General features: G+C 65.2%; 21 protein-coding genes and 1 riboswitch. Of the genes, 11 read left to right on the top strand and 10 right to left on the bottom strand.

The window, feature by feature from the left end; genetic code table 11:
• The 3 genes from PSEMAI1_RS0104045 to PSEMAI1_RS0104035 all read left to right on the top strand — a co-directional run bounded on the left by PSEMAI1_RS0104045 (position 1) and on the right by PSEMAI1_RS0104035 (position 3,476).
• Entirely contained in the window at positions 1-669 is a 669-nt protein-coding gene (locus PSEMAI1_RS0104045) for an HAD family phosphatase (RefSeq protein WP_024301631.1), read from the top strand.
• A 135-nt stretch (positions 670-804) separates the two neighbouring features.
• Positions 805-2,430, top strand: coding sequence for a Na/Pi cotransporter family protein (locus PSEMAI1_RS0104040; RefSeq protein WP_024301630.1), 1,626 nt, complete (start codon positions 805-807; stop codon positions 2,428-2,430).
• A gap of 53 nt (positions 2,431-2,483) precedes the next feature.
• The gene (locus PSEMAI1_RS0104035) at positions 2,484-3,476 is read left to right on the top strand and encodes a sugar phosphate isomerase/epimerase (protein WP_024301629.1); all 993 of its coding nucleotides are present in this window, start codon (positions 2,484-2,486) and stop codon (positions 3,474-3,476) included.
• A gap of 277 nt (positions 3,477-3,753) precedes the next feature.
• Here PSEMAI1_RS0104035 and betA read toward each other — a convergent pair whose 3' ends face one another.
• The 5 genes from betA to speB all read right to left on the bottom strand — a co-directional run bounded on the left by betA (position 3,754) and on the right by speB (position 9,772).
• Positions 3,754-5,439, bottom strand: a complete 1,686-nt coding sequence (gene betA, locus PSEMAI1_RS0104030; protein WP_024301628.1) for a choline dehydrogenase — start codon at positions 5,437-5,439, stop codon at positions 3,754-3,756.
• Positions 5,440-5,455: 16 nt separating this feature from the next.
• The gene (locus PSEMAI1_RS0104025; RefSeq protein ID WP_024301627.1) at positions 5,456-6,928 is read right to left on the bottom strand and encodes a cytosine permease; all 1,473 of its coding nucleotides are present in this window, start codon (positions 6,926-6,928) and stop codon (positions 5,456-5,458) included.
• A 3-nt stretch (positions 6,929-6,931) separates the two neighbouring features.
• A complete protein-coding gene (locus PSEMAI1_RS21970) occupies positions 6,932-7,105 on the bottom strand; it encodes a hypothetical protein (RefSeq protein ID WP_198019574.1) in 174 nt (57 codons plus the stop codon).
• 102 nt (positions 7,106-7,207) lie between these two features.
• Positions 7,208-8,716 (bottom strand): aldehyde dehydrogenase, encoded by a 1,509-nt coding sequence (locus PSEMAI1_RS0104015; protein WP_024301626.1) that lies wholly within the window; start codon positions 8,714-8,716, stop codon positions 7,208-7,210.
• Positions 8,717-8,791: 75 nt separating this feature from the next.
• A complete protein-coding gene (gene speB, locus PSEMAI1_RS0104010; RefSeq protein WP_024301625.1) occupies positions 8,792-9,772 on the bottom strand; it encodes an agmatinase in 981 nt (326 codons plus the stop codon).
• A 154-nt stretch (positions 9,773-9,926) separates the two neighbouring features.
• Between speB and PSEMAI1_RS0104005 the strand changes: the two genes are divergently transcribed.
• From PSEMAI1_RS0104005 to gcvP, 3 genes are all read left to right on the top strand, one after another.
• Positions 9,927-10,847: a LysR family transcriptional regulator gene (locus PSEMAI1_RS0104005; protein WP_024301624.1), complete on the top strand. Its 921-nt coding sequence runs from the start codon at positions 9,927-9,929 to the stop codon at positions 10,845-10,847.
• A 100-nt stretch (positions 10,848-10,947) separates the two neighbouring features.
• Positions 10,948-11,037, top strand: a riboswitch (glycine riboswitch).
• A 238-nt stretch (positions 11,038-11,275) separates the two neighbouring features.
• Positions 11,276-11,656, top strand: a complete 381-nt coding sequence (gene gcvH, locus PSEMAI1_RS0104000) for a glycine cleavage system protein GcvH (protein WP_024301623.1) — start codon at positions 11,276-11,278, stop codon at positions 11,654-11,656.
• Between the two features lie 17 nt (positions 11,657-11,673).
• On the top strand, positions 11,674-14,550 hold the full coding sequence (gcvP, locus tag PSEMAI1_RS0103995) for an aminomethyl-transferring glycine dehydrogenase (protein ID WP_369793183.1): 2,877 nt from the start codon (positions 11,674-11,676) through the stop codon (positions 14,548-14,550).
• Positions 14,551-14,797: 247 nt separating this feature from the next.
• Here gcvP and PSEMAI1_RS0103990 read toward each other — a convergent pair whose 3' ends face one another.
• From PSEMAI1_RS0103990 to PSEMAI1_RS0103975, 4 genes are read right to left on the bottom strand one after another with little or no spacing between them, the layout of a single operon-like run.
• On the bottom strand, positions 14,798-15,598 hold the full coding sequence (locus tag PSEMAI1_RS0103990) for an anti-sigma factor (RefSeq protein WP_024301621.1): 801 nt from the start codon (positions 15,596-15,598) through the stop codon (positions 14,798-14,800).
• Positions 15,591-16,097 (bottom strand): sigma-70 family RNA polymerase sigma factor, encoded by a 507-nt coding sequence (locus PSEMAI1_RS0103985; protein ID WP_024301620.1) that lies wholly within the window; start codon positions 16,095-16,097, stop codon positions 15,591-15,593. Before PSEMAI1_RS0103985 ends, PSEMAI1_RS0103990 begins: the two co-directional genes overlap by 8 nt.
• Positions 16,094-17,071 carry a YncE family protein gene (locus PSEMAI1_RS0103980; RefSeq protein WP_024301619.1) on the bottom strand — a complete coding sequence of 326 codons (978 nt, stop codon included), beginning with the start codon at positions 17,069-17,071 and terminating at the stop codon, positions 16,094-16,096. Before PSEMAI1_RS0103980 ends, PSEMAI1_RS0103985 begins: the two co-directional genes overlap by 4 nt.
• Before the next feature lie 35 nt (positions 17,072-17,106).
• Positions 17,107-17,481, bottom strand: coding sequence for a hypothetical protein (locus PSEMAI1_RS0103975; RefSeq protein WP_024301618.1), 375 nt, complete (start codon positions 17,479-17,481; stop codon positions 17,107-17,109).
• A 446-nt stretch (positions 17,482-17,927) separates the two neighbouring features.
• Here PSEMAI1_RS0103975 and istA point away from each other — a divergent pair, with 446 nt between their 5' ends.
• The 5 genes from istA to nemA all read left to right on the top strand — a co-directional run bounded on the left by istA (position 17,928) and on the right by nemA (position 22,862).
• On the top strand, positions 17,928-19,145 hold the full coding sequence (gene istA, locus PSEMAI1_RS0103970; protein WP_029770402.1) for an IS21 family transposase: 1,218 nt from the start codon (positions 17,928-17,930) through the stop codon (positions 19,143-19,145).
• Positions 19,145-19,930, top strand: coding sequence for an IS21-like element helper ATPase IstB (istB, locus tag PSEMAI1_RS0103965; protein ID WP_024300898.1), 786 nt, complete (start codon positions 19,145-19,147; stop codon positions 19,928-19,930). Before istA ends, istB begins: the two co-directional genes overlap by 1 nt.
• Before the next feature lie 372 nt (positions 19,931-20,302).
• Entirely contained in the window at positions 20,303-20,905 is a 603-nt protein-coding gene (locus tag PSEMAI1_RS0103960) for a TetR/AcrR family transcriptional regulator (RefSeq protein WP_024301617.1), read from the top strand.
• A gap of 90 nt (positions 20,906-20,995) precedes the next feature.
• Positions 20,996-21,736: an NADPH-dependent oxidoreductase gene (locus PSEMAI1_RS0103955; RefSeq protein WP_024301616.1), complete on the top strand. Its 741-nt coding sequence runs from the start codon at positions 20,996-20,998 to the stop codon at positions 21,734-21,736.
• 28 nt (positions 21,737-21,764) lie between these two features.
• Positions 21,765-22,862: an N-ethylmaleimide reductase gene (gene nemA / locus PSEMAI1_RS0103950; protein WP_024301615.1), complete on the top strand. Its 1,098-nt coding sequence runs from the start codon at positions 21,765-21,767 to the stop codon at positions 22,860-22,862.
• 73 nt (positions 22,863-22,935) lie between these two features.
• Here nemA and PSEMAI1_RS0103945 read toward each other — a convergent pair whose 3' ends face one another.
• Positions 22,936-23,802, bottom strand: coding sequence for a DMT family transporter (locus PSEMAI1_RS0103945; RefSeq protein ID WP_024301614.1), 867 nt, complete (start codon positions 23,800-23,802; stop codon positions 22,936-22,938).
• Between the last annotated feature and the right edge of the window lie 94 nt (positions 23,803-23,896).

Below are 23,896 nucleotides of genomic sequence, written 5' to 3'. Positions count from 1 at the left end.
ATGGCACTGGGAATCTTCGATATGGACGACACGCTGGTAGACGGCGACAGTGCCAACCTGTGGCTGCACCACCTGGTCGAGCGCGGGCTGGCGCCGGCCGAGATGCTGCCGCGCGAAGCCGAGCTGCTGCAGGCCTACCGCGATGGCCGGGTGGACATGCACGAGTACATGCGTTTCGCCCTTATCCCGCTACGCGGCGTGAGCATGGCGACGGTACAGGGCTGGCTCACCGAGTTTGTCGACGACGTCATCCTGCCACGCATCTTTCCGCAGGCGCTGCGGCGTCTGGAGTGGCACCGCGAGCGGCAGGACCGGCTGCTCATCATCTCGGCTACTGGTGAACACCTGGTGAGCGCCATCGCCGAGCGCCTGGGCGTCGCCGATTCGATCGGCATCATGCTGGAGACCGCCGACGGCATCTACACCGGGCAGACCCATGGTGTGCTCAGTTACCGTGACGGCAAGGTGACCCGGCTGCGGCAATGGCTGGAGGACGAGGGTGAAAGCCTGCACGGCAGCTTCGGCTACAGCGATTCGCTCAACGACGTTCCCCTGCTAGAGGCCGTCGAGCACAAGCACGCCATCAACCCGGACGCGACGCTGCGCCAGGTGGCCCAGGAGCGGGGCTGGTCGGTGCTGGCGTGGCAGCACGCTGTCGAGCAGGCCTGAGCGCCAGCCCGGCCCCGGTCTGCGCATCGCACCGGGGCAGGGCGACTCTCCCTACACCCAGAATGAACGCGCGCCGCGACGGTGCGCGCGCTGCGGCGCCCACTCCACCCGTCACCGTATGTTCAGGAGGGAAGGATGTTTCTCGTTTTGTTGCACCTGGCCGGTGGCGTCGCCCTGCTGACCTGGGGTCTGCACATGGTGGAATCCGGCATCATGCGGGCCTGTGGCGCCGGCCTGCGCCAGGTGATGGCCGGCAGTCTCAGTAACCGCTTCAAGGCGTTCTTGGCGGGCCTGGGCGTCACCGCCGTCCTGCAGAGCAGCACCGCCACCGGGCTGATTGCCTCGGCCTTTGCCGCGCGCAAGCTGATGACGCCGGTGACCGGCCTGGCGATCATGCTGGGGGCCAATGTCGGCTCGACGCTGATCGTGCAGGCGTTCTCGCTCGACCTGAGCTGGCTGTCGCCGGCCTGTCTGGTGGCGGGTATGGCGCTGTTCGAGCGAGGCAAGGGGTCGCAGCACGGCAATATCGGCCGGGCACTGATCGGCCTCGGCCTGATGCTGCTGGCCTTGGCGCTGCTGGTGGGCACCATGCGCCAGGCGGAAACGGCGCCGGCGGTGCGCAGCATTCTCGGTGTGCTAACAGGGCAGCCGCTGCTGACGGCGGGCCTTGCCGCGTTGTTGACCTGGTGCGCGCATTCCAGTACCCCGGTGGTGCTGTTCGTGATGTCGCTGGCCGGTGCCCATGCCATGCCGCTGGATAGCGCACTGGCGATGGTGCTGGGGGCCAATATCGGCAGCGCGCTCAACCCTTACGTCGAGGGGGCCAAGGGCAACGACAACGTGCGCAAACGCCTGCCCACCGGCAACCTGCTGCTACGTGGCGGGGTCTGCTTGGCCTTGCTGCCGTTGGTATCGTTATTGGCCGACCTGCTTTCGGGCTGGTCGAGCGATGCCAGCCATCTGATCGCCCATGTCCATACCCTGCTCAACCTGGCCATCGCGGTGGTCTTCATCGGCCTGCTGGGACCGCTGGCCGAGCTGCTGGAACGGCTGTTTCCCGACAACCGCCAGGCCGAAAGCCCGGATGCGCCACGCTACCTCGACCCCTCCGCCATCGGCTCGCCCTCGGTGGCGCTCGCCTGCGCTACGCGCGAGGCGCTGCACATGGGGGACGTGGTCGAGGACATGCTGCGGCGGAGCATTCCCGCCCTGTTGGGTGATGACCGCCGCATGGTGTCCGAAGTGGTGCGCCGCGACGACGCCGTGGACCGGCTGCACGAAGCCATCAAGCTCTACGTGACGGCGGTGACGCGCGAGGGGTTGGAGCCCGCCGACGGCCGCCGCGCCATGGCGATCATGTCCTTCGTCATCAACATGGAGCACATCGGCGACATCGTCGACAAGAACCTGATGGAACTGGCCGCGAAGAAGATCAAGGGCAAGCTGCGCTTTTCGGAAGAAGGCGCGGCGGAACTGCTCGCCCTCCACGAGCAGGTGCTGGACAGTTTTCACCGCGCCCAAGCCGCCTTTGTGTCGAGCTGCGTGAAAACCGCCGAGCGTATTCTCGACGATAAGGTGACGGTGCGTGACCTGGAACGGGAGGGTGCCGACAAGCACCTGCTGCGGCTGCGCGACGGACGCCCCGAAAGCATCCTGTCCAGCTCGCTGCATCTCGATGTACTGCGCGACCTGAAGCGCATCCATTCGCATATTTGCGCCACGGCCTACCCCATCCTGGAGCAGCAAGTGGCGGCGGAATGAAGGTACGGGCCAGTGGCTACCCTCAACGACAGCACAAAACCGGAGACCGATTTATGTTAAGCACGGACGAAGCGGCCAAGATCATCGAGAGGATCGACGCCATTCCGCTGTATCTGCACGCCTATGCGTTTCACCTGAACATGCGCTGCGGCAAGATACGACCGCAACAGCTGCTGGAGATTGCCCACCATCATGCCCTGCGCGGGGTCAAGATTCACGTGGTGGACGGTGAGGAGCAGTCGCTGCGCTACGCCTCGCTGGATTGCCTGCACGACTTTGGCGGCCAGGCCAAGGCGTTTGGCCTGGAGGTCCATATCGAGACCAGCTCGTCCGAAGCGCACGACATCGACGAGGCGGTACGCATCGCCCGGCACACCGGGGCCACGTCGGTACGCTTCTACCCGCGCTACGAGGGCCATCTGAGCGAGGTGATGCGCCGGGTCGCGGCGGATATCCAGTACATGAAGGCGCGCTATGGCGAGAGCGGCCTGCGCTTCACCATCGAGCAGCACGAGGATCTGAAAAGCCACGAGCTGGTGGCCCTGGTCGAGAGCAGCGGCTGGGATAGGCTGTCGATCCTGTTCGACTTCGCCAACATGATCAATGCCAACGAAGACCCGCTAATGGCGCTGGAAACCATGTCACCGTATGTGACCGAGGTCCATATCAAGGACGCCAAGATTGTCAGGGAGGCCACCGGGCAGGGGCATCTGGCCTGCAAATCCGGTCAGGGCGACCTGCCGTTCGAGGCCTTGCTGACCCGGCTGCTGTGCCTGGGGGACGGAGCGCCGCAGGTGCTGGCCTATGGGTTGGAAGAAGAGGTGGATTATTACGCCCCCCCCTTCCGCCACGACGGCGAAGGCCCGGACCCGTTGATTCCCTGGCGCGAGATGAGCGAAACGCCGCTGCCGAGCCATGACTTGGCGGCGCGGCTATCCCGGGAAATCGACGATGCCATCGATCAGATGGCCTTTGTCCACCAGACCCTGGCCAGAATCAAGCAAAAAGCGCTGGCGCGGTTGCACGGCGGGGCCGGCCACTCCTGAGCCCCGCGTCGACAGACCCGACACCATGGCCCCGCCACGGCGGGGCCATGGTGTTTTCGGCCGTCTACCCACCGCTGTCGCGACAGCAAGGCAGCGGGGACACCATATAGCGGGAGCGCGAGGAACGGGCGGTCGTTGGCGAATGGCCGGGCCGCCGGGATAGGGAGATCGGAAACGATGCAAGGCTCCCGCCGTGCCGCTCCCCGTTGGGCACGTTCCCCAATAGGCCAACGGCCCGACACGGAAAACCGTGCCGGGCCGTTGGCGGGAGGTCAGGTCAAACGGCGACCTTGCGCAGGGGGGCCTTGGTGCGCTGGCGGGATTGCCATCCCTCGGCGAGGCCCACCGGCACCTCGGCCGGCGGCAGTGGCTGGCGGCCGCGCACCAGGTCGGCGGCGCGTTCGGCCAGCATGATGGTCGGCGCGTTGAGGTTGCCGTTGGGCTCGGTCGGGAACACCGAGGAGTCGATCACGCGCAGGCCTTCGATGCCGCGTACGCGCAGCTCGGAATCGACCACCGCCATGTCGTCCTCGCCCATGCGGCAGGAGCCGCACGGGTGCATGGTGCTTTCCATGTTGGCGCGCACGAAGGCGTCGATCTCGTCGTCGGTCTGCACCTCCGGCCCCGGCGCCAGTTCAACCCCGCGGTATCGGTCCATGGCCGGCTGGCCGATGATCTCGCGCGTCAGGCGCACGCAGCGGCGGAAGCCTTCCCGATCCTCTTCGCTCTCCAGGTAGTTGAAGCGGATTTCCGGATGAACGTAGGGGTCGGGCGACACCACGTGCACGTGGCCGCGGCTCTTGGGCTTGTTCGGCCCGGTCAGCACCATGAAACCGTGCCCCTTGAACGGCTTGTCCCCGTCGTAGCGCATCGCCGCCGGCAGGAAGTGGAACTGGATGTCGGGCCAGCGCAGGCCGGCTTCGGAGCGGATGAAGCCGCCCGCCTCGAAGTGGTTGCTGGCGCCCAGGCCGTCCTTGAACAGCAGCCAGCGCAGGCCGATCAGCGCCTTGCCCCACAGGCTCATCTTGCCGTTGAGCGTCACCGGCTCCTTGCAGGCGAACTGGATGTAGATTTCCGAGTGATCCTGCAGGTTCTCCCCAACCCCCGGCAGGTCGTGCTTGACCTCGATGCCGGCCTTCTTCAGCACCTTGGCCGGACCGATGCCGGAACGCTGCAGCAGATGCGGCGAGCCGATCGGCCCGGACGACACCAGTACCTCGCGGCGGCAGCACACGGTATGGGTGACGCCGTTCTGGTCGTAGGTGACGCCGACCGCGCGCTTGCCTTCCAGGAGGATCTGCCGCGTCATGGCGTGGGTGATGACGGTCAGGTTCGGGCGCTGCATCGCCGGGCGCAGGTAGGCGTTGGCGGTGGACCAGCGCACGCCGTTCTTCACCGTCATGTGCATCGCGCCGAAGCCTTCCTGCATGTAACCGTTGCAGTCCGCGGTCTTGATGTAGCCGGCCTGGGCGCCGGCCTCCACCCAGGCGCCGTACAGCGGGTTCTGCATGTTGTTGCCGTTGTTGGTGGCCAAGGGGCCGTTGCCACCGCGGTAGTCGTCGCCGCCGAACTTGAAGCTCTCGGCGCGCTTGAAGTACGGCAGGCAATGGCGGTAGCCCCAGCCCTTGGCCCCCAGCGACTCCCATTCGTCGAAGTCGTAGGCATGGCCGCGGATGTACACCAGGCCGTTGATCGACGAGGAGCCGCCCAGCACCTTGCCGCGCGGGCAATGCAGCCGACGGCCGTCGAGGTGGGGTTCGGCGGCGGTTTCGTAGTGCCAGTTGTACTTCTTGGTGTTCATCGGCAGGGAGAACGCGCTCGGCATCTGGATGATGACGCTCTTGTCGCTGCCGCCGTACTCCAGCACCAGCACGCTGACGTTCGGGTCTTCGGTCAGGCGACTGGCCAGCACGCAGCCAGCGGAACCTGCCCCCACGATGATGTAATCGAAAGTATGTTCCATGATCTTTCTCTCCCGGCTAGCGATTGACGGCGCCGCTGCGGCCAACCTTGAGGCTCGCGGCCACTGCCGGCTGGTAATCGCCGTGACCCTGCGGGATCACGAACAGACGGGTCAACAGGTAGTGCACGATCCCGGCCACCACGCAGGACGGCAGCGATGCCGACAGCACGCTGAAGGCAGGAGAACTGGCCAGGGTTTGCGGGTTGAAGATGACGACGTAGACCAGGAAACCCGCCAGCAGCGCCAGCAGCGCCACCGGGTTGAAGCCGCGCCAGAAGCGGAACGGCGTGTCCTCTTCGGCGGCGAACACGCTGCGCAGGCTGACGCGCTGACGGCGCAGCAGGAAGTAGTCGGCGATGCCGATGCCGGACAGCGCGCTGTTCAGGGCCGAGGTCCATACCAGGAAGATGAAGAAGCCGTCATAGATGCCCGGTGTAAATATCACGATGGCCGCCGGGATCACGCAGAACAGCACCACCAATAGCTCCCATTTCATCGCACGCAGGCTGTCCCAGGCGATCTGGCGCAGGCCGACGATGGAGGTGTACAGGATGTTGACCATGCTGGTGACGTTGGCGAAGGCAATGAAGCCCAGCGCGATCACCCCGACCACCATGCCGCCTATCGTGGTCATCCAGATGGTAGGATCGCTGTTACCCATCGAGGCGGCGCCCAGCAGGCCGACGATCTCGCCCAGCGAGGCGGCACCGAAGATACCCACCACGTTCGGCCAGAACGACGTGCGCTCGTTCTTGCTCAGCCGGGCCAGGTTGCCGAGGTAGGGCCACCAGGAGAAACCGGCCGCCATGTTCACTTCCACTGCGATCATGAAGTTCAGGTGCTTGCTGTCGGTCGGCGGCTCCAGCGCCGGCATGGCCATCAGTTCAGCAAAGCCGTGTTTCTGGAAGATCATCCACAGCATGCCCAGCATCAGGATGACCAGTGCCGGGGCCACGATCATGTTGAAGAACTTGATCGAGGTCGGCCCCTTGGCCACCACCCAGCCGGTCAGCACGATGGAAAAGAAGGCCAGCGCCAGCGCCAGCGGCCCGTTGGGCGCGGCCGGATGGGACTCAACAAGGGCAATCAGGCCGTCCACCGAGCGGCCGAACATCATGCCCAGCACCGCCAGCCAGCCCATGGTCAGGAATACCACCGCCAGCACATACACCAGCCGGCTGCCGTTGCCGCCGAATACGCTGCGCAGGAAGGTGAATTGCTCCAGTCCGTAGCGGCCGCTGGGCAGACAGGTGGGCAGCGCCACCAACATCACGCCCAGGATGTTGCCGATGATGATGGCGGCAATCCCTTCCTTCGGGCCGACGAACAGCGCCGTGGCGCCGCCGATCAGGAAAGCCCAGGTGGCGATCGCCAGCGCCGAGTTGGCATAGGTGAATTCCCAGAAACCCCAGATGCGCTCCTTGGGCAGCAGCGGGGTATCGCCACGTTCCGCCGCCAGGCGGAATTCGTTTTCACGCTTGTTCGACATGGCTCACACTCCCCACAGGTAGCAAGTCACCACCAGACCCACCGTCAGCAGCAAGGCTGCCAGGTAATCTGCCGCACTCATGGCCCCGGGCCACTGCACTTCCGCTTCCAGTTCCTCGTAGCAGCGGATGCGCCGCTCCAGGTCTTCTGCGCGTTCCTTGTCTTGCATGGTGTTCATCAGTGTTCTCCTCTGTATTTTTTCTGGCGGCGCCAGTCACACTGAAACCAGATGATTTGACCGTTGCGGAGGGGGGGGCGTGACACGGCCCGCCCCGGTCGCTTACGGCAGCGTGATCCAGACGGCTTTGGTCTCCATCAGGTAATCCAGCTGTTCCGGGCCGAGGTCCTTGCCGAAACCGGACTCCTTGAAGCCGCCGAACGGCATCGCCGGGTCGATGGTGCTGTGCGCGTTGACGTACACCGAACCGGCGGCCAGGCGCGGGATCAGGCTGTGCACGCGCCCCAGATCGTTGGAGTAGATCGCGGCCGCCAGCCCGAACGGCGAGTCGTTCGCCTGCGCCAGGGCATCCTCGATGTCGTCGAACGGCGTGGTGACCAGTACCGGACCGAAGATCTCCTCGCGCACGATACTCATATCACTGCGACAGTGCGCGAAGATGGTCGGCTCGACGAAATAACCCGGCCCTTCCAGTGCCTTGCCGCCGTGCACCAGCTGGGCGCCTTCGCGCCGTCCTGCCTCGATGTAGGACATCACCGTATCCTTCTGCTGCGCCGATACCAGCGGGCTGATGAAACAGTCCGGATCGAGGCCGGGGGCGATTTTCAGGGTGCGGGTGTAGGCGACCAGTTCCTCCAGGAAACGCTCGTAGACGCTGCGGTGCACGTAGGCGCGGGTGCCGGCGTCGCACACCTGTCCCGAGTTGAAGAATACGCCGTTGGCCACGGCGCGCGCCGCTGCCGTGAGGTCGGCGTCCTCCAGCACCAGTACCGGCGACTTGCCGCCCAGTTCGAGCGTGACGCGCTTGAGCTGATCGACGGCGCTTCGGCCAACATTGCGCCCCACCGGGGTGGAGCCGGTGAAGGTCAGCTTGTTGATGCCGGGATGCGTCGCCATCGCCGCGCCGACTACGCTGCCGCGTCCGGTCACGATGTTGACCACGCCGCCGGGGATGCCGGCTTCCTGCACCAGCTCGGCGAAACGCAGCGTGGAGAGCGACGTCAGCTCGGCCGGCTTGACCACCGTGGTGCAACCGACGGCGAGCGCGGCGGCGAGCTTCCACGCCATGGTCTGCAGCGGGAAGTTCCACGGCACGATGGCGCCGACCACCCCGATCGGCTCCTTGCGGGTATAGGCCAGGTAGTTGCCGGGCAAGGACGGTTCGACGGTGCGGCCATGCAGCTTGGAGGCCCAGCCGGCGAAGTAGCGGAAGGTGTCGATGGTGCCCTGGATGTCGACGTCGCGCGCCTGCGACACCGACTTGCCCATGTCGATCGCCTCCAGCTCGGCGAGTTCGGTGGCGTTGGCCTCGATCAGGTCGGCCAGCCGATGCAGCAGGCGTTCGCGTTCGAGCGGCTTGAGGCGGCGCCATTCGCCGCCGTCGAACTGGCGGCGCGCCGCCGCGACCGCGCGGTCGAGGTCGGCGCTGGTGCCAGACGGCACGCGCGTGATCAGACCTTCGGTCGACGGCTCGATCACGGCGAAGGTCTGGCCGTCGCTGCTGTCCAGCCACTGACCGTCGATGAACATCTTCTGCGGTTTGGCGAGGAAGCGTCGCGTCGCCTCCGACACGCCGTATCGTTCCAGGTACTGCGCAACACTGCTATCCATGAGGTTTCTCCTGAGTTTCTCCGCCCGCATCGTGGTGTCGGGCTTGGTCTGAATGGGGCTCTGGCGCTGGTGGGATCAACGTCGCGCCTTGGCCTGGGTGCGTTCGTGGAAGATGAAGCCGATGCTGTTCAACAGCAGCTGCGCCGCCAGGATCGAGGTCAGTCCGGCCGGATCGTAGGCCGGCGCCACCTCGACCAGGTCCATGCCGACGATGCGGCCCTGGCTGCGCTTGGCGAGCGCCTGGATGATTTCCAGCACCTCGTAGTACTGGAAGCCGCCGTGGCTGGGCGTGCCGGTGCCCGGCGCGATGGACGGATCGAAGCCGTCGATATCGATGGTGATGTAGTAGGCTGCGCTCTCCGGAATCTGCGCCAGCACGCCCTCGGTGCCGAGGCGGCGCACGTCGCGTACCGACAGGATGTGGGAGCCGGCCGCGCGTGCCGCGTCGTAGTCGGCACGATTCGACGACGACACGTTGCGGATGCCCAGCTGGGTCATGCCGGCGATGTGATCCATCTCGGAGGCGCGGCGCAGCGGGTTGCCGTGGCCATAGCGCACGCCGTGGCGCTCGTCGACGAAGTCGAGGTGGGCGTCGAAATGAATGATGTGGATCGGCCCGCGGCCTTCGTAGGCCTTGATCACCGGGGCGTGGATCGAGTGGTCGCCGCCCAGCACCACCGGCATCGCGCCCGATTCGAGAATCTTGCGCACCGCGAACTCGATGTTGGCGTTGCTGCTGGCCATGTCGGTATGGACGATGTCAGCATCGCCCACGTCCACCATGCGCACGTCCTCCTGGGTGAGGTACATCACGTCGTCTTCGTGGTCGTAGGCGCCGGCGTGGCCGAACGAAAACAGCGTCGATGCTTCGCGGATGCCGCGCGGACCGAAGCGGGCGCCCGAGCGCCACTGCGTGCCCATGTCGTTGGGAGCACCGAGGATCGCCACGTCGGCGTCGATGCGGTCCCAGTCGAGACAAACCGCCGATTTGGCGAAGGTGCAATGGCCCACGAACGGCAAATTCAGACGGCCCGTTTCATACCCGTTATTCTGCATTTCAACGTCTCCACATGGTCTGTGACAGTGAAGGCCGGGCTTGAGTACGCCCTGCCTTTTGAGTGACTATGGGGAAAGAAGCGGGCCGAAAAAATAAGAAAGATCAGATCTTCAAATCGGAATTTCCGATGTGATTCTCGGGGGGAAAAAAGCGGTGAACCAGCTCCAGGACGTCGACCTGAAACTGCTCAGGGTCTTCATGACCATCGTCAAATGCGGCGGCTTTTCCGCCGCGCAGGCGGCCTTGAACAGCAGCCAGTCGACCATCAGCGAACAGATGAACAATCTCGAAACCCGCCTTGGGGTGACGCTGTGCGAGCGGGGCCGCGGCGGCTTTCGCCTGACGGAGCACGGTGTCGCCACCTACGAGGCCGCACAGCGGCTGCTGTTGGCGGTGGAGTCGTTCTGCATGGACACCAATGCGCTGAAGCAGCGCATCTCCGGACGGCTCTACCTGGGCATCATCGACAACACCATCACCGACGCAGAGTCGCCCCTGCCCAAGACCTTGCGGCAGTTCGTGTCGCGCGGTCACGACGTGCAGCTCGACGTCTACATCGGCACCCCGGCCGAGCTGGAGGCGCGCGTGCTCGACGGGCGCCTGCACATCGCCATCGGGCATTTTCCGCTACGGGTTCCCGGCCTCGCCTACATGCCGCTCTACGATGAACCCGATGGCCTGTATTGCGGCCGTTACAGCCCGCTGTACGAGCAGCCGCCCAGCGAGGACGAGCTGTTCCGGCGCATCGGGGAGAGCCACATCGTGGCCCGAGGCTATCTGCAGCAGCGCGACCTGCAGTTGCTCCGGGTCAGCAAGGCCACCGCCACCGTCGACAACGTCGAAGCCCAGGCCATCCTCATCCTGTCCGGGGCCTACGTCGGGTTTTTGCCGGTCCACTACGCCGCCCGCTGGGTCAAGAGCGGCGAGATGCGCCAGATCGATCCCGCCCGCTTCAGCTCCCGGTGGCCTTTTACCGCCATCACGCGGCGCGGCGCCTCGCAACCGGCGGTGCTGCGGGTGTTCATCGACGAACTGCTGGCTAGCTGTCCACCCGCCGTCATCGAGCAGGGATAGGAAAATTCCGGCAGAGCGCCCGTCCCTGCCGGGGCCCAGGGGGGAGATTTTTTTCGGCTTGACAGCCGACGAGCAGGCCCAGTAGTTTGAAAAAAGCCTTAGCAAGCTAGCAGGAGAGACCGCCTGGTCATGGCGGCGCCGAAGGGGTATCGCCCCAGAAACTCTCAGGCAAAAGGACTGCTGCTTGGACGGGCTCTCTGGAGAGAAGGCATCGCACCGTGAGCGGGCGACGGCCTCGCCGAAGGAAGGTGGCTTGCCTGTGTGAGCCACCATAATCTCTCAGGCAAAGGGACAGAGGGGGCGCAGCTGACGTTTCAGGTTCAGGCCAGCGCCCTAGCTCGGAAGCCTTTGCATTCCTCCTGCTTGCTGTGTTTGTCCTGACCGTTATGTCGGCCTTATCCGCATACGAACCGAGTCAGGAGAGATACATGAGCCAAGTCAGATTCACCGAATCCCACGAATGGTTGCGCCTCGAGCGCGACGGCAGCGTCACTGTCGGCATCACCGACTTCGCCCAACAACAGCTGGGTGACATCGTCTTCGTGCAGCTGCCAAACGTGGGCGACGAGTTCGCCGCCGACAGCGAAGCGGCCACCATCGAATCGGTCAAGGCCGCCGGTGAGATCACAATGCCGCTCGCCGGCAGCGTGCTTGAAGTCAACCCAGCACTGCAAACCGAGCCGTCGCTCATCAACCACGCGCCGCAGACCGATGGTTGGATCTTCCGCATCAAGCTTGACGATGCTTCGGCACTGGATGGTCTGCTCGACGAGACCGGCTACCGGCAACTGCTGGGCGACTTGAGCTGACTGCCAGGAGGACTGCCATGAGCACCCCAATGATTCCGTTTTCCACGCTGGAGCAGCGTGAACTGTTCCAGCGCCGCCATATCGGCCCCGACACCAGCGAACAACAGGCCATGCTGGCCACGCTGGGCGTGTCGTCCGTCGCCGCGCTGATGGACGAGGTGGTTCCCGCGAGCATCCGTCTGACGACCGCGCTCAAGCTCGGCGAAGGGCATAGCGAAGCCGAGACGCTGGCGCGGCTCGCCAACATCGCCAAGCGCAACAAGGTGATGAAGTCGTATATCGGCATGGGCTACTACGGCACCCACACCCCTACGGTGATTTTGCGCAACGTGCTGGAAAACCCGGCCTGGTACACCGCCTATACCCCGTACCAGCCGGAAATCTCGCAAGGCCGGCTGGAAGCGCTGCTCAATTTCCAGACCATGGTGTCGGACCTGACCGGGCTCGACATCGCCAACGCCTCGATGCTCGACGAAGCCACCGCCGCCGCCGAGGCGATGACGTTCTGCCAGCGCCTGGCGAAGTCGAAGAGCCCCGCGTTCTTCGTGGCGCGCGATTGTCATCCGCAGACCATCGAAGTGGTGCGTACCCGTGCCGAACCGCTGGGCATCGAGGTGGTGACCGGTGATCCACGTCGCGACCTTGCCGGCTTCGATGGTTTCGGCGTGCTGCTGCAATACCCGGGCAGCCACGGCGATCTGATCGACTATCGCAGCGTGACCGAGACCGCCCACGCCAACGGCGCCTTGGTGGTGGTGGCCGCCGATCTGCTGGCACTGACGCTGTTGCTCCCTCCGGGGGCGTTCGGTGCCGATGTGGCGGTGGGCAGCACCCAGCGCTTCGGTGTGCCGATGGGCTTTGGCGGGCCGCATGCGGCCTACTTCGCCACCCGCGACGACTTCAAACGCAGCATGCCCGGCCGTCTGGTCGGCGTGTCGCTGGACAGCCACGGCCGCCCGGCCCTGCGCCTGGCGATGCAGACGCGCGAACAGCATATCCGCCGCGAGAAAGCCACCAGCAACATCTGCACCGCCCAGGCGCTATTGGCCATCATGGCCGGGCTGTACGCCTGCTATCACGGGGCCGAGGGCCTGAAGACGATCGCACGGCGGGTGCACCGGCTGACCGCCGTGTTGGCCGAAGGCCTGCGCCGCCTGGGCTACAAGGTGCCGACCGAAAACTTCTTCGACACCCTGCGCATCGACAGCGGCAACCGCACCGAGGTGTTGCATACGCTGGCGCGTACCCAGTCGATCAACCTGCGTCATATCAGCGCTACCGAGATCGGCATCACGTTGGATGAAACGACGACCGCTGCCGATGTGCAGAGTCTGTGGTCGATCTTCGCGCTGGGCAACGCCATCCCGGACTTTGCCGAGATCGAGGCCGGCGTGACCGAGGCCATTCCCCCTGCCCTGCTGCGCCGCGGCGACATCCTCAGCCATCCGGTATTCCACCACTATCAGTCGGAGACCGGGATGCTGCGCTACCTGCGCCGCCTCGCCGACAAGGACCTGGCGCTCGATCGCACCATGATCCCGCTGGGCAGCTGCACGATGAAGCTCAACGCCACCACCGAGATGATCCCGGTGACCTGGCCCGAGTTCGGCAACCTGCACCCGTTCGCGCCGCAGGACCAGGCCGCGGGCTACCACGAATTGACGCGCGAACTGGAAGCCATGCTGTGCGCCATCACCGGCTATGACGCGGTATCGCTGCAGCCGAACGCCGGCTCGCAGGGCGAGTACGCCGGCCTGTTGGCGATCCGCGCCTATCATGCCAGCCGCGGCGAGGGGCAACGCGACGTCTGCCTGATTCCCTCGTCGGCGCACGGCACCAACCCGGCGTCGGCGCAGATGGTGAACATGAGGGTGGTCGTGGTTGCCTGCGATACCGCTGGCAACATCGATGTCGACGACCTCCAGGCCAAGGCCGAGCAACACAGCGACAAGCTCGCCGCGATCATGATCACCTACCCGTCCACCCATGGGGTATTCGAGGAGCGGGTGCGCGAAATTTGCGACATCGTCCACACCCACGGTGGCCAGGTCTACATCGACGGCGCCAACATGAACGCGCTGGTCGGCCTCGCCCAGCCGGGTTCTTTCGGCGGAGACGTGTCGCACCTCAACCTGCACAAGACCTTCTGCATCCCGCATGGCGGCGGCGGTCCGGGTGTCGGTCCGATCGGCGTGAAGTCCCACCTCGCCCCCTTCCTGCCTGGCCACAAGACGGGCGAACTGGCGGGAGGCGGTGCGGTGTCGGCGGCCCCCTACGGCAGTGCCAGCATCCTGCCGATCACCTGGAGCTACATCACACTGATGGGCGCGGCAGGTCTCAAGCACGCAACCGAGGCGGCGATTCTCAACGCCAACTACATCGCGACCCGGCTCGCGCCGCACTACCCGATCCTCTATACCGGCCCCAACGACCGTGTGGCGCACGAGTGCATCGTCGATCTGCGGCCGCTCAAGGACGCGACCGGGATTTCGGGCGAGGATGTCGCCAAGCGTCTGATGGATTTTGGTTTCCACGCGCCGACCATGTCGTTCCCGGTGGCCGGCACGCTGATGATCGAGCCGACCGAGTCGGAGTCGAAGGCAGAGCTCGACCGCTTCATCGAGGCGATGGTGACGATCCGCGAGGAAATCCGCGCCGTGGAAGAAGGCCGCCTCGACCGGGAGGACAACCCCCTGAAGCACGCGCCACATACCGCGGCGGCGCTCGTCGGCGAGTGGACACACAGCTACAGCCGCGAGCAGGCGGTGTTCCCTCGCGGCATCGAGCGTGACCACGGCAGCAAGTACTGGCCGCCGGTGGGGCGTGTCGACAATGTGTTCGGCGATCGCAACCTGGTGTGCAGCTGCCCTCCGCTGACGGCCTATCAGGACTAAGCGGCCCGGGCTGACGAACCGGTCAGGCGGTGCGCAATGTGCCGCCTGGTTCCCCTTCCGACTTCAACCTGACGCCCTCGGGCGGAAGGCCGGTGGCGATCGAAGTTGCCAAAACGCCGTTCGTGCCGCAACGCTACTACCGGGGCTGAGCGATGAACGAGCCCCCCGTTAGTCGCATGACGCCCCCAATCGGCAGCAAGCTGTCGGCGGCGGAGAAGATGGCGCGTATTCCGGTCACGGGCAGCCTCTAGCAGCGCCCGCCGCACCCCTCTTTCAGTTGAAGATGCACCCGTTCCGCCAACGCCAAAAGCTTGTCGCGCGGCATGCCGGCGGACAGAGCGTAGCCGAAACCGTTGCCCCACCAGTAATAGACATTCACTGGACCCTGGCTGGTGAAGCGGAAGCCCTCGTCCGCACGGGGCCGCGTCTCCGTCGCCACGTACAGCGTCATCCGCTGGCCGGCCACGTCGTGGTACATGAACTGCGCAACCGGCCCCTGACTACCCGGCAGCAGCCGGCCACCAATCAGTTCATAACCCGCCGCCGCCAGCTTGGGCGGCTCGATCCGGCTATGCATGCGCCGGGATAGCCAGGCCACCAGCTGCCCCTCCTGCTCTGCCCCTATCTCCACCGGCCGCCGGATGTCGGGGCTGTAGACCACGTGAGCCATAGCGGCTTGCCTCGGCAGGTTGTCGGCGACATAAGCACCGTCCGGCACCTGCACCGCTTGTCGCAGGTAGGACTGCCCGTACCAGCCACCGCCCACTCCCAGCGCAAACACCAGACTGGCGGCCATGGCCTGGCGCAGCCAAGCGTGCCGGTCTCGTCGACCGGGTGGCTTCGCCGCATCCAACAGCCCCAGTGGCATCGGCTCGGATTCCGGCAAGCGCAACAGCTGCCGCAGTGCTTCATCCTGCCGCCGTAACCTCGCCAACCGCCCCGCGACCGCCGGATGTGCCGCGACCCATGCCTCTACCCACGCGATCTGGTGTACCGGTAGCTCACCGTCCAGATAGGCTTGCAGCATCTGTTCACTCGGTTCAGTCATATCCTTCCATGTCTCCTCGCCCATCCATCAACTGGCGCAACCGCTCGCGCCCCCGGTTCAGACGGGACATCACCGTTCCCACGGGAATGCCCAGCGCCTGAGCCGCGTCTTGATAGCGCATCTCCTCCACCACCACCAGAAGCAGCACCTCACGCTGCTCGGCCGGCAATTGGGCAAGGGCATTGGCCAAATCCCGCATAAGGAGTACTCGCTCATGGGCCGGCGGCACCGCCAGCTCGGCCAAGGCATCGTCGGGCAGTGCCACGCCGCGGGCTGCACGTCGCTGCCCATCGACATGGCGGTTGTGCATGATGCTAAACAGCCAGGGTCGGACATCCGTCCCTGGCTGCCATTGCCGCCAACTGCGCCACGCCAACTCCAGCGTGTCCTGAACCAGGTCGTCGGCACAACTGGCATCAAACACCAGCACGCGCGCGTAGCGACGTAGTCGGGACAGGTTGTCTAGCAGCAGCCGGTGGAATTGGCCCTCCTGACTCAACTGGCCGATGGCTTGAGCTCCCGCACAATCTTGCGTGACACCAGCTCTACTTCAGCCAAGCTCAGATCCTCGTTGAGCACCCAAGCCCGTCTGCTGTCACGACTGAAACTGATTGCCTGCCGTGGACCACGAAAGCCTCCGATCTCGGCCACAGACTTGAAATCCGGCAGCGTCACCTCAGTCAAGGAATTGCTCTTCAAATTGCCGGCATACAGGGCCTTACCGTCGGGGCGCAAGGCCGCCCCATAAGGATCCCGCCCAACCCTGACCGTCGCCACTATCCGCCGGGAGACGGTATCCACCTCAGCCAAGGTGTCGCTGCCGCTGTTGGCGGCGAACAGACGCTTGCCGTCCGCACTGACAGAAATGGCGCGAATCTTGTCGAAGCCGCCGATCTCGCCCCGTAACGACAGGGTGGCGGTGTCGACCAGGCTCAGGAGGTCATTACGGAAGTTAGTGACATACAGCGTGTCGTCATCCGGCGACAGCTTAACCCCCTGCCGGGGGCCGGCAAAACCGGTGATGATTTTCTCCGCCCGCCAGCCGGGTACATCGACCACGGTGACGGTGCTACTGGCCTGATTGTTGACGTACAGCCGGCGGCCCTGGCGGTCGATCGCGCTGCCGAATGCGCCAGGCCCGAGCGCCAGGCTATCCTCGCGCCGCAGAGCCTGGGCACTCCAGCGCTCCAGCACGCCCTTGCTACTATCGGTCACATAAAAATGCACACCATTGGGCGAGAACACGATGTTACGCGGGGTGACGAAGCCTAGCAGCGAGGCCTTGAGCACACCGCTCTGCAGGTCGTAGACGAGCAGATGGTCGGTCTGGCTGTTACCAACCACCGCCATACGCTCGTCCGGACTAACAGCCAGAGTGTTGTTGCGGATATCTCCGTCGAAAGGCAGTGGTGCCGCCGCCGCATTCCAGGTGCAGCACACCAGGGCCGTAGCCCATAGGTTCTGGCATTTCATCGTTTGACTCCTTGGCTTGTCGAAACGAGGCCGCCCTAGGGCTTAACCACGGACCACAGTTGCTTGACCCCCTCGCCCTTCTGTTCGCCCGGCGCCTGGTCCTGAGCGAAGCGGTAGAGTGGCTTGCCGCGCCAAGCCCATTGTTTGGAACCGTCATCGCGGGTGATGATGCTGAAGTCGTCGTACGCCTTATCCTGCTCAGCAGCAGCCAACGGCGGCCATAGCGCGGCGCACTGGCCATTGCAGACGCTCCGGCCGTCGGCGGAAACGTCTTTGTTAAACACATACAGGGTCATGCCGGTTGAATCGGCCAGCACGCCGTTGTGAAAGGCAGCAGGCGGCTGCCCGGCCAAAGTCTGAGTGGCAAGTAACAGGGCACACAACCCAGGCAGGGCGTAGAGGCGGCTCATATGGGGCTCCTTATAAATTTGTGGTTGGACACGGTGGACGGTTTCCAGCCCTGTCATCCGGTATACGCAACCCCGCTGCCGATTATTCCGTCCGGCTGGAAATTTATTAAGCGCCCGGTCCCTCCTCCTACTTACACGGCCCGGCCGTTATTCAGAAATTGGAGCGGTAACTGTTTGTCGATGAGGCGACTCGGCCAAGCAGGAAGCAGAGCGTTGGTCTCTTTGAGCCAGACGGCCAGATTCCGATCATTGAGTTTTGTGGCGGCCAGCGAGCTTCGAATTGCCGCCGTCCGACAGCCCTTCCGTTCGTTGTTGTCAGGCGACATCGTAAATTGACCCCCTAGCGACACGAAGAACTGACCCCCTTGTTTGCAAGGAGGCAGTCGTTGGAAACGCAGTATTCAGCGAGTCATCCTGTACCCCGTGAGGTTTGTGGAGTACGGGAGATGTTGGAGCCGGAAGCAGTAACGGCAATCGTTCGACTGGGGCAATCCGGCTGGGGGGCGAAGCGGATTGCCAAGACGCTGGGAATCGCCCGAAATACCGTGCGGCACTATTTGCGTGCCGGCGGCCCGGTGCCATACCAGCAGCCGCAACGCAGCGGCGTGCTCACCGGGCACGAGGCCTGGCTACGTGAGCAGTTTCTAACGCACAAGGGCAACTGCGACGTGGTGCGTCAGCTACTGGCTAAGGAACACGGTATTGCCACCAGCCTGCGCACCGTTGAACGCGCCTGCCGGCCATATCGGCAGGAGCTTGAAGCCAGCCGGCGAGCGACGATCCGGTTCGAGACTGCTCCTGGCGAGCAGATGCAGATCGACTTCGGCCAAGTGCGCATCCAGATCGGTGGCGAACTGGTGCGTGTGTACCTGTTCGTGGCGACGCTTGGCTACTCGCGCCGTGGCTTTGTTTGCCCATTCCGTCACGAACGGCAGAGTGCTTGGTTTGGCGGTATCGAAGCGGCGTTCGAGCACTTCGGTGGACGGGTGCAGACTCTGCTGATCGATAACGCCAAGGCCCTCGTGGTCGAGCACGACATGCAGACCCGGCAGGTCCGCTTCAACAGCCGCTTCGAGGCGTTCTGCCGGCATTGGGATGTGCGCGTGAAGGCCTGCGCGCCGTTCCGTGCGCGCACCAAGGGCAAGACCGAGAACGGCGTTGGCTATGTGAAGAAGAATGCTATCGCCGGTTACACATTCGAGAGCTGGGCCGCATTGGAGGCTCACTTGACCCGCTGGCAGCGGGAGGTGGCCGATACCCGCATCCACGGGACGACCGGCATGGCGCCCAAGGAGCGGTTCGACGGCGAACGTCCGCATCTGCGTCCTGTTGCCGGCATAGTGCCGTTCCTGCAAGTGCGGGAGCTGATCCGTCGCGTCAATGCCGAAGGCTGTGTCGAGCTCGATACTAATGCCTACAGCGTGCCCTGGCGGCTGATCGGCGAGATGGTCACGGTCGCTGTACGAGCAGGCACGGTGACGGTCCATTACGCCGGCCAGGAAGTAGCGCATCACGCCGAGTTGGCCGGCAGTCGCGGACGGCAAATTGACCGCGCCCATCTGCTTGGGGTCGTGCCGCCGCTATCCGAGCCGGTCCCGCCACACGGCGGCGCTTTGCTGCGCCCGCTGGCAGAGTATGAGGAATTGGTCGGAGGGGGCTGGTGATGATCGAACCCGACCGACTGGAAGAACTGTTGACCCGGCTGCACTTGACGGCGATCCGGGATCAGCTGGATAGCCTGCTGGACGAAGCGAGCCGTGCCCAAATGACACTGCGCGAAGCGCTGCTGTTCCTGGCCGAGCGAGAGGTGGCCCGGCGCGATACGCGACGCATCCAGATGGGGATGAAGCTGGCTCGATTCCCCTGTGTACGCACGCTGGAGGGCTTCGACTTCGATGCGCAGCCGTCGATTGATCCCGGCCAGGTCCGGGATTTGGCCACCGGGCGCTGGATTGGCCACGGTCAAGCGTTGTTGCTGCTGGGACCGCCCGGAGTCGGCAAGACGCATTTGGCGGTAGCACTCGGGCGTGAGGCGGTAGAGCGGGGTTACACGGTGCTGTTCAGTTCTGCTGCGTCTCTGATGGCTGGACTGACGAAGGCGCATGCCGATGGGCGCTTGGAGGAGAAGCTGTTGCAGCTATCGAAACCCAAGCTGCTGATCGTCGATGAATTGGGCTACCTGCCGCTGGAACCGGCGGCAGCGCACCTGTTCTTCCAGCTGGTCTCGCGGCGCTATGAGCGGGCAAGCCTACTGATCACCAGCAACCGCCCGGTGGGGGAATGGGGCCAAGTGTTTGGTGACGCAGTGGCGGCAACGGCCATCCTGGATCGGCTGCTGCATCACAGCCAGGTGGTCACGATCCGGGGAGATAGTTACCGGCTACGCGACAAACGACGGAGCGGCCTGCTGCAGAAGGCGACGGCCGAACCGATTACATCAACTAGTTGATTAACCCTGGGGGTCAATTCCAGATGTCGCCAGGGGGTCAAATCCTCGTGTCGCTTGACAGTTGTCGGTGAACAGCCAGTTCTTCCTACTCACGGCGAGCAGACAGATCGCGCGCTCAGAGGAAAAACACGGACGGCACGGCCATGGGGCAAATCCACCTCATTCCAGGCCTTAGCGGGGCGGCGTTACGAGGTAGCCAGATGAACTCTTCCTTGCTCAGGTCTCGCAAGCACTTCGGCTTGCCATTCTCCCACTGCCAACCAGCCGGATACGCTGTTTCGACTTTACTAGACAGGAACAACAAGCCCAAAAAAACCACACCCTCGCGTGCCCGGCTTGAAACTAGACGACTGGTCTATTATTATCCACCCCATGGCACGACCCAGTTCATACCCCGACACCCGCGAGCACATCCTCAGCACCGGCGAAGACCTGATCTACGGTCTGGGCTTCACCGCGCTCGGCCTGACCGAGCTGTTGAAGACCGCCGGCGTGCCGAAGGGCTCGTTCTATCACTACTTCGAATCGAAGGAAGACTTCGGGGTGGAATTGCTGGCGCGTTACTTCGACAACTACGACGCGACGATGCGGGCGCTGTTGACCGATCCGGCCAACGGCACCGGCCGGACGCGGCTGCTGGCCTATTTCCAGCGCTGGATGGACTGCGCCAACACCGGTCCGCACCTGTCGCGCTGCCTGGTGGTGAAGATGGCCGGCGAGGTGTGCGACCTGTCCGAGCCGATGCGCGAGCAGCTCATCGCCGGCATGAACCGCGTCACCGCCCGCCTGGCCGAGGGCATCCGCGCCGCCGTCGCCGACGGCTCGCTGGCGCCGGTGGACGATGCCGAGGGGCTCGCCGAGGCGCTCTACTCGGCCTGGCTCGGCGCTGCCCTGCGCGTCAAGGTGCTGCGCGACCCCTCGTGCCTGGAGCGGCTGCTGATCGATACCAAGCGCCGTCTGGTGGTCCCGCACTGAGCCATGGTTTTACCCCGCCTGCCTTGCGGCAGGTTTTTTTGGACAGATTTGTAGACGACCGGTCTACTTAACTCGTTTGGAGAATCCGGCATGAACCCGACCCTGGAACTGATGCACCAGCACCGCAGCGTGCGCAGCTATCTCGATACGCCGATCGCCCCGGAGCTGCTGGACGCCATCCTCGACGCCGCCTGGAAAGGCCCGAGCTCGATCAACGGCCAGCAGGTGTCGCTGGTGGTGGTAGAGGACGCCGAGCGCCGCCAGAAGATCGCCGACCTGGCCGGCGGCCAGCCGTGGATCGCCCAGGCGCCGGTGTTCGTCACCCTGGTGGCCGATTTCTACAAGACCCGCCTCGGGGTGGAAAACGCCGGCCACGAGCAGGTGATCCACCACAGCGTGGAAGGCTTCGCGGTGGCGGCGGTGGACGCCGGCATCGCGCTGGGCAACCTGATGACCGCGGCGCGCTCGGCCGGCCTCGGCGTGGTACCGATCGGCGGCATCCGCCGCAATCCGCAGGCGATGGTCGAGCTGCTCGGGCTGCCCGAGCTAACCTTCCCGCTGGTCGGCGTGGCCATGGGCCACATCCGCGACGACGGCGCGATCAAGCCGCGCCTGCCGCGCGAGAGCTTCGTCCACCGCGAACGCTACGACGCCGCCGCGCTGCCGGCCAGCATCGCCGCCTACGACCAGACCCTGGCCCGCCACTGGCAGCAACAGGGTCGTGAAGACGGCCTCGATTGGTCGGCCAACACCGCGCAGTACTACCAGCGCGTGTATTTCTCGGACACCGCCCCGGTCGCCCGCCGCCAGGGCTTCGGATTCGACCTCTAAACCTCGCCCCTTCCGAAAGGACACGATCATGCAAGCCGACAAACTGCTCACCCCGCTGCGCCTGGGCGCCGTGACGCTGAACAACCGCGTGCTGATGGCGCCGCTGACCCGCCTGCGCAACCTCGAGCCGGGCGACGTCCCCGGCCCGCACGCCGCCGAATACTACCGCCAGCGCGCCGGCGCCGGCCTGATCATCAACGAGGGCACCCATATCTCGCCCACCGCCAAGGGCTACGCCGGCGCGCCGGGCATCTACAGCGAGGAGCAGGTCCGGGCCTGGCGGCAGGTGACCGACACCGTGCACGCGGAGGGCGGCAAGATCGCCATCCAGCTGTGGCACACCGGCCGCATCTCGCACCACGTGCTGCAACCGAACGGCGAGGCGCCGGTGGCGCCGTCGGCGATCAAGGCCGACAGCAATACCAATGTGCGCGACGACAACGGCCAGCTGATCCGCGTGCCGACCACCGAGCCGCGCGCGCTGGAAACGGCGGAGGTGGAGGATCTGCTCGAAGACTTCCGCCGCGCCACCGACAACGCCCGCCGCGCCGGCTTCGACCTGGTGGAAATCCACGCCGCGCACGGCTACCTGCTGGACCAGTTCCTGTCGCCGGCCGCCAACGTGCGCACCGACCAGTACGGCGGCAGCGTGGAAAACCGCGCGCGCCTGGTGCTGGAGGTGCTGGACGCGGTGATCGGGGAATGGGACGCCGAGCACGTCGGCATCCGCCTCTCGCCGCTGGGCGTGTTCAACGGCCTGTCGGAAACCGATCAGCAGGAGATGGCGCTGTATCTGATCGGAGCAATCGCCCAGCGCAAGATCGCCTACCTGCACCTGTCGGAGCCGGACTGGGCCGGCGGGCCGAAGTGGCCGGACGAATTCCGCCGCGCCGTACGCCAGGCCTACCCGCACCCCATCGTCGCCGCCGGCGGCTACACCGTGGGCAAGGCCGAAGAGCTGCTGCACGCCGGGCTGATCGACGCCGTGGCCTTCGGCCGCCCCTTCATCGCCAACCCGGACCTGCCGGCGCGCTTCGCCAAGGGAGCCGCGCTCAACGAGCCGCAACCGGCCACCTTCTACGGCGGTGGCGCCGAGGGGTATACGGACTATCCGGTGCTGAATTAAGCACCGGCATCAGCTAGACTGCCTCGACCTGCATGGCCGAAGCCCCGTCAAATGGGCTTCGGCCACGCTTTTGTCACACCGCCTTGCGTCCCAGCGCGACGCACACCACGACACCCGCCGTCACCAGCAACATGCCGGGATTGAGCTGCTCCCCCAACACCAACATGCCGGTCAGCATCATGCCGAAGGGCTGCAACAGCTGCACCTGGCTGACCCGCGCCACCCCGCCCAGCGCCAGGCCGCGATACCAGATGAAGAAGCCGATGAACATGCTGATCAGGCTGACGTAGGCGAAACCGGCCCAGGTCTGCCAGTGGGTGATGGCCGCCGGCCGATACCACCACACCGGCAACAGCAGGAACGGTGCGGCCAGCAGCAGCGCCCAGCAGATGGTCTGCCAGCTGCCCAGTTCGCGCGCCAGCCGCCCGCCCTCGGCGTAGCCGATGCCGCACAGCAGGATGGCCAGCAGCATCCAGCCATCCGCCCCCTGCCAGCCGCCCTCTGCCTGCCACCAGGCGTACCCCACCACCAGCGCGCTGCCGGTCAGCGCGAACAGCCAGAACAAGGGGCGTGGCCGCTCGCCGCCGCGCCAGGTGGCGAAGGCCGCCGTGGCCAAGGGCAGCAGCCCGCCGAACACCGCCGCGTGCGAGGCCGGCACCTGCGCCACGGCGAGGGTGGAGAACACCGGGAAACCGATCACCACGCCGCCCGCCACCAGCGCCAGCCGGCGCCACTGGCCCGGCGTCGGTCTGGGAGAGCCCGTCAGCCACAGCAACAGCCCGCCCAGCAGCGCGGGCAGCAAGGCGCGCCCCAGGCCGATGAAGATCGGGTCGAGCTCGAACGAAGCCAGACGCGAGGCGGTCAGCGTGCCGCTGAAACAGGCCACGCCGGCCAGCCCCCACAACAGGCCGGCCAGGGGCCGCGAGGCGGTGTTGCTCATGATACGCACTCCGAGAAGGATGGATTAGCCACGAGCGTAACGCAGCACTGTCTGCCATAATCCAGACAGTTATCCCGATCACCACCCTCACTGT

Origin of the sequence: Pseudogulbenkiania sp. MAI-1 (genome assembly GCF_000527175.1) — a bacterium.
Classification (GTDB): domain Bacteria; phylum Pseudomonadota; class Gammaproteobacteria; order Burkholderiales; family Chromobacteriaceae; genus Pseudogulbenkiania.
Note: the sequence above shows the minus strand (reverse complement) of the source record. Positions and strands in the feature narration are given on the sequence as shown.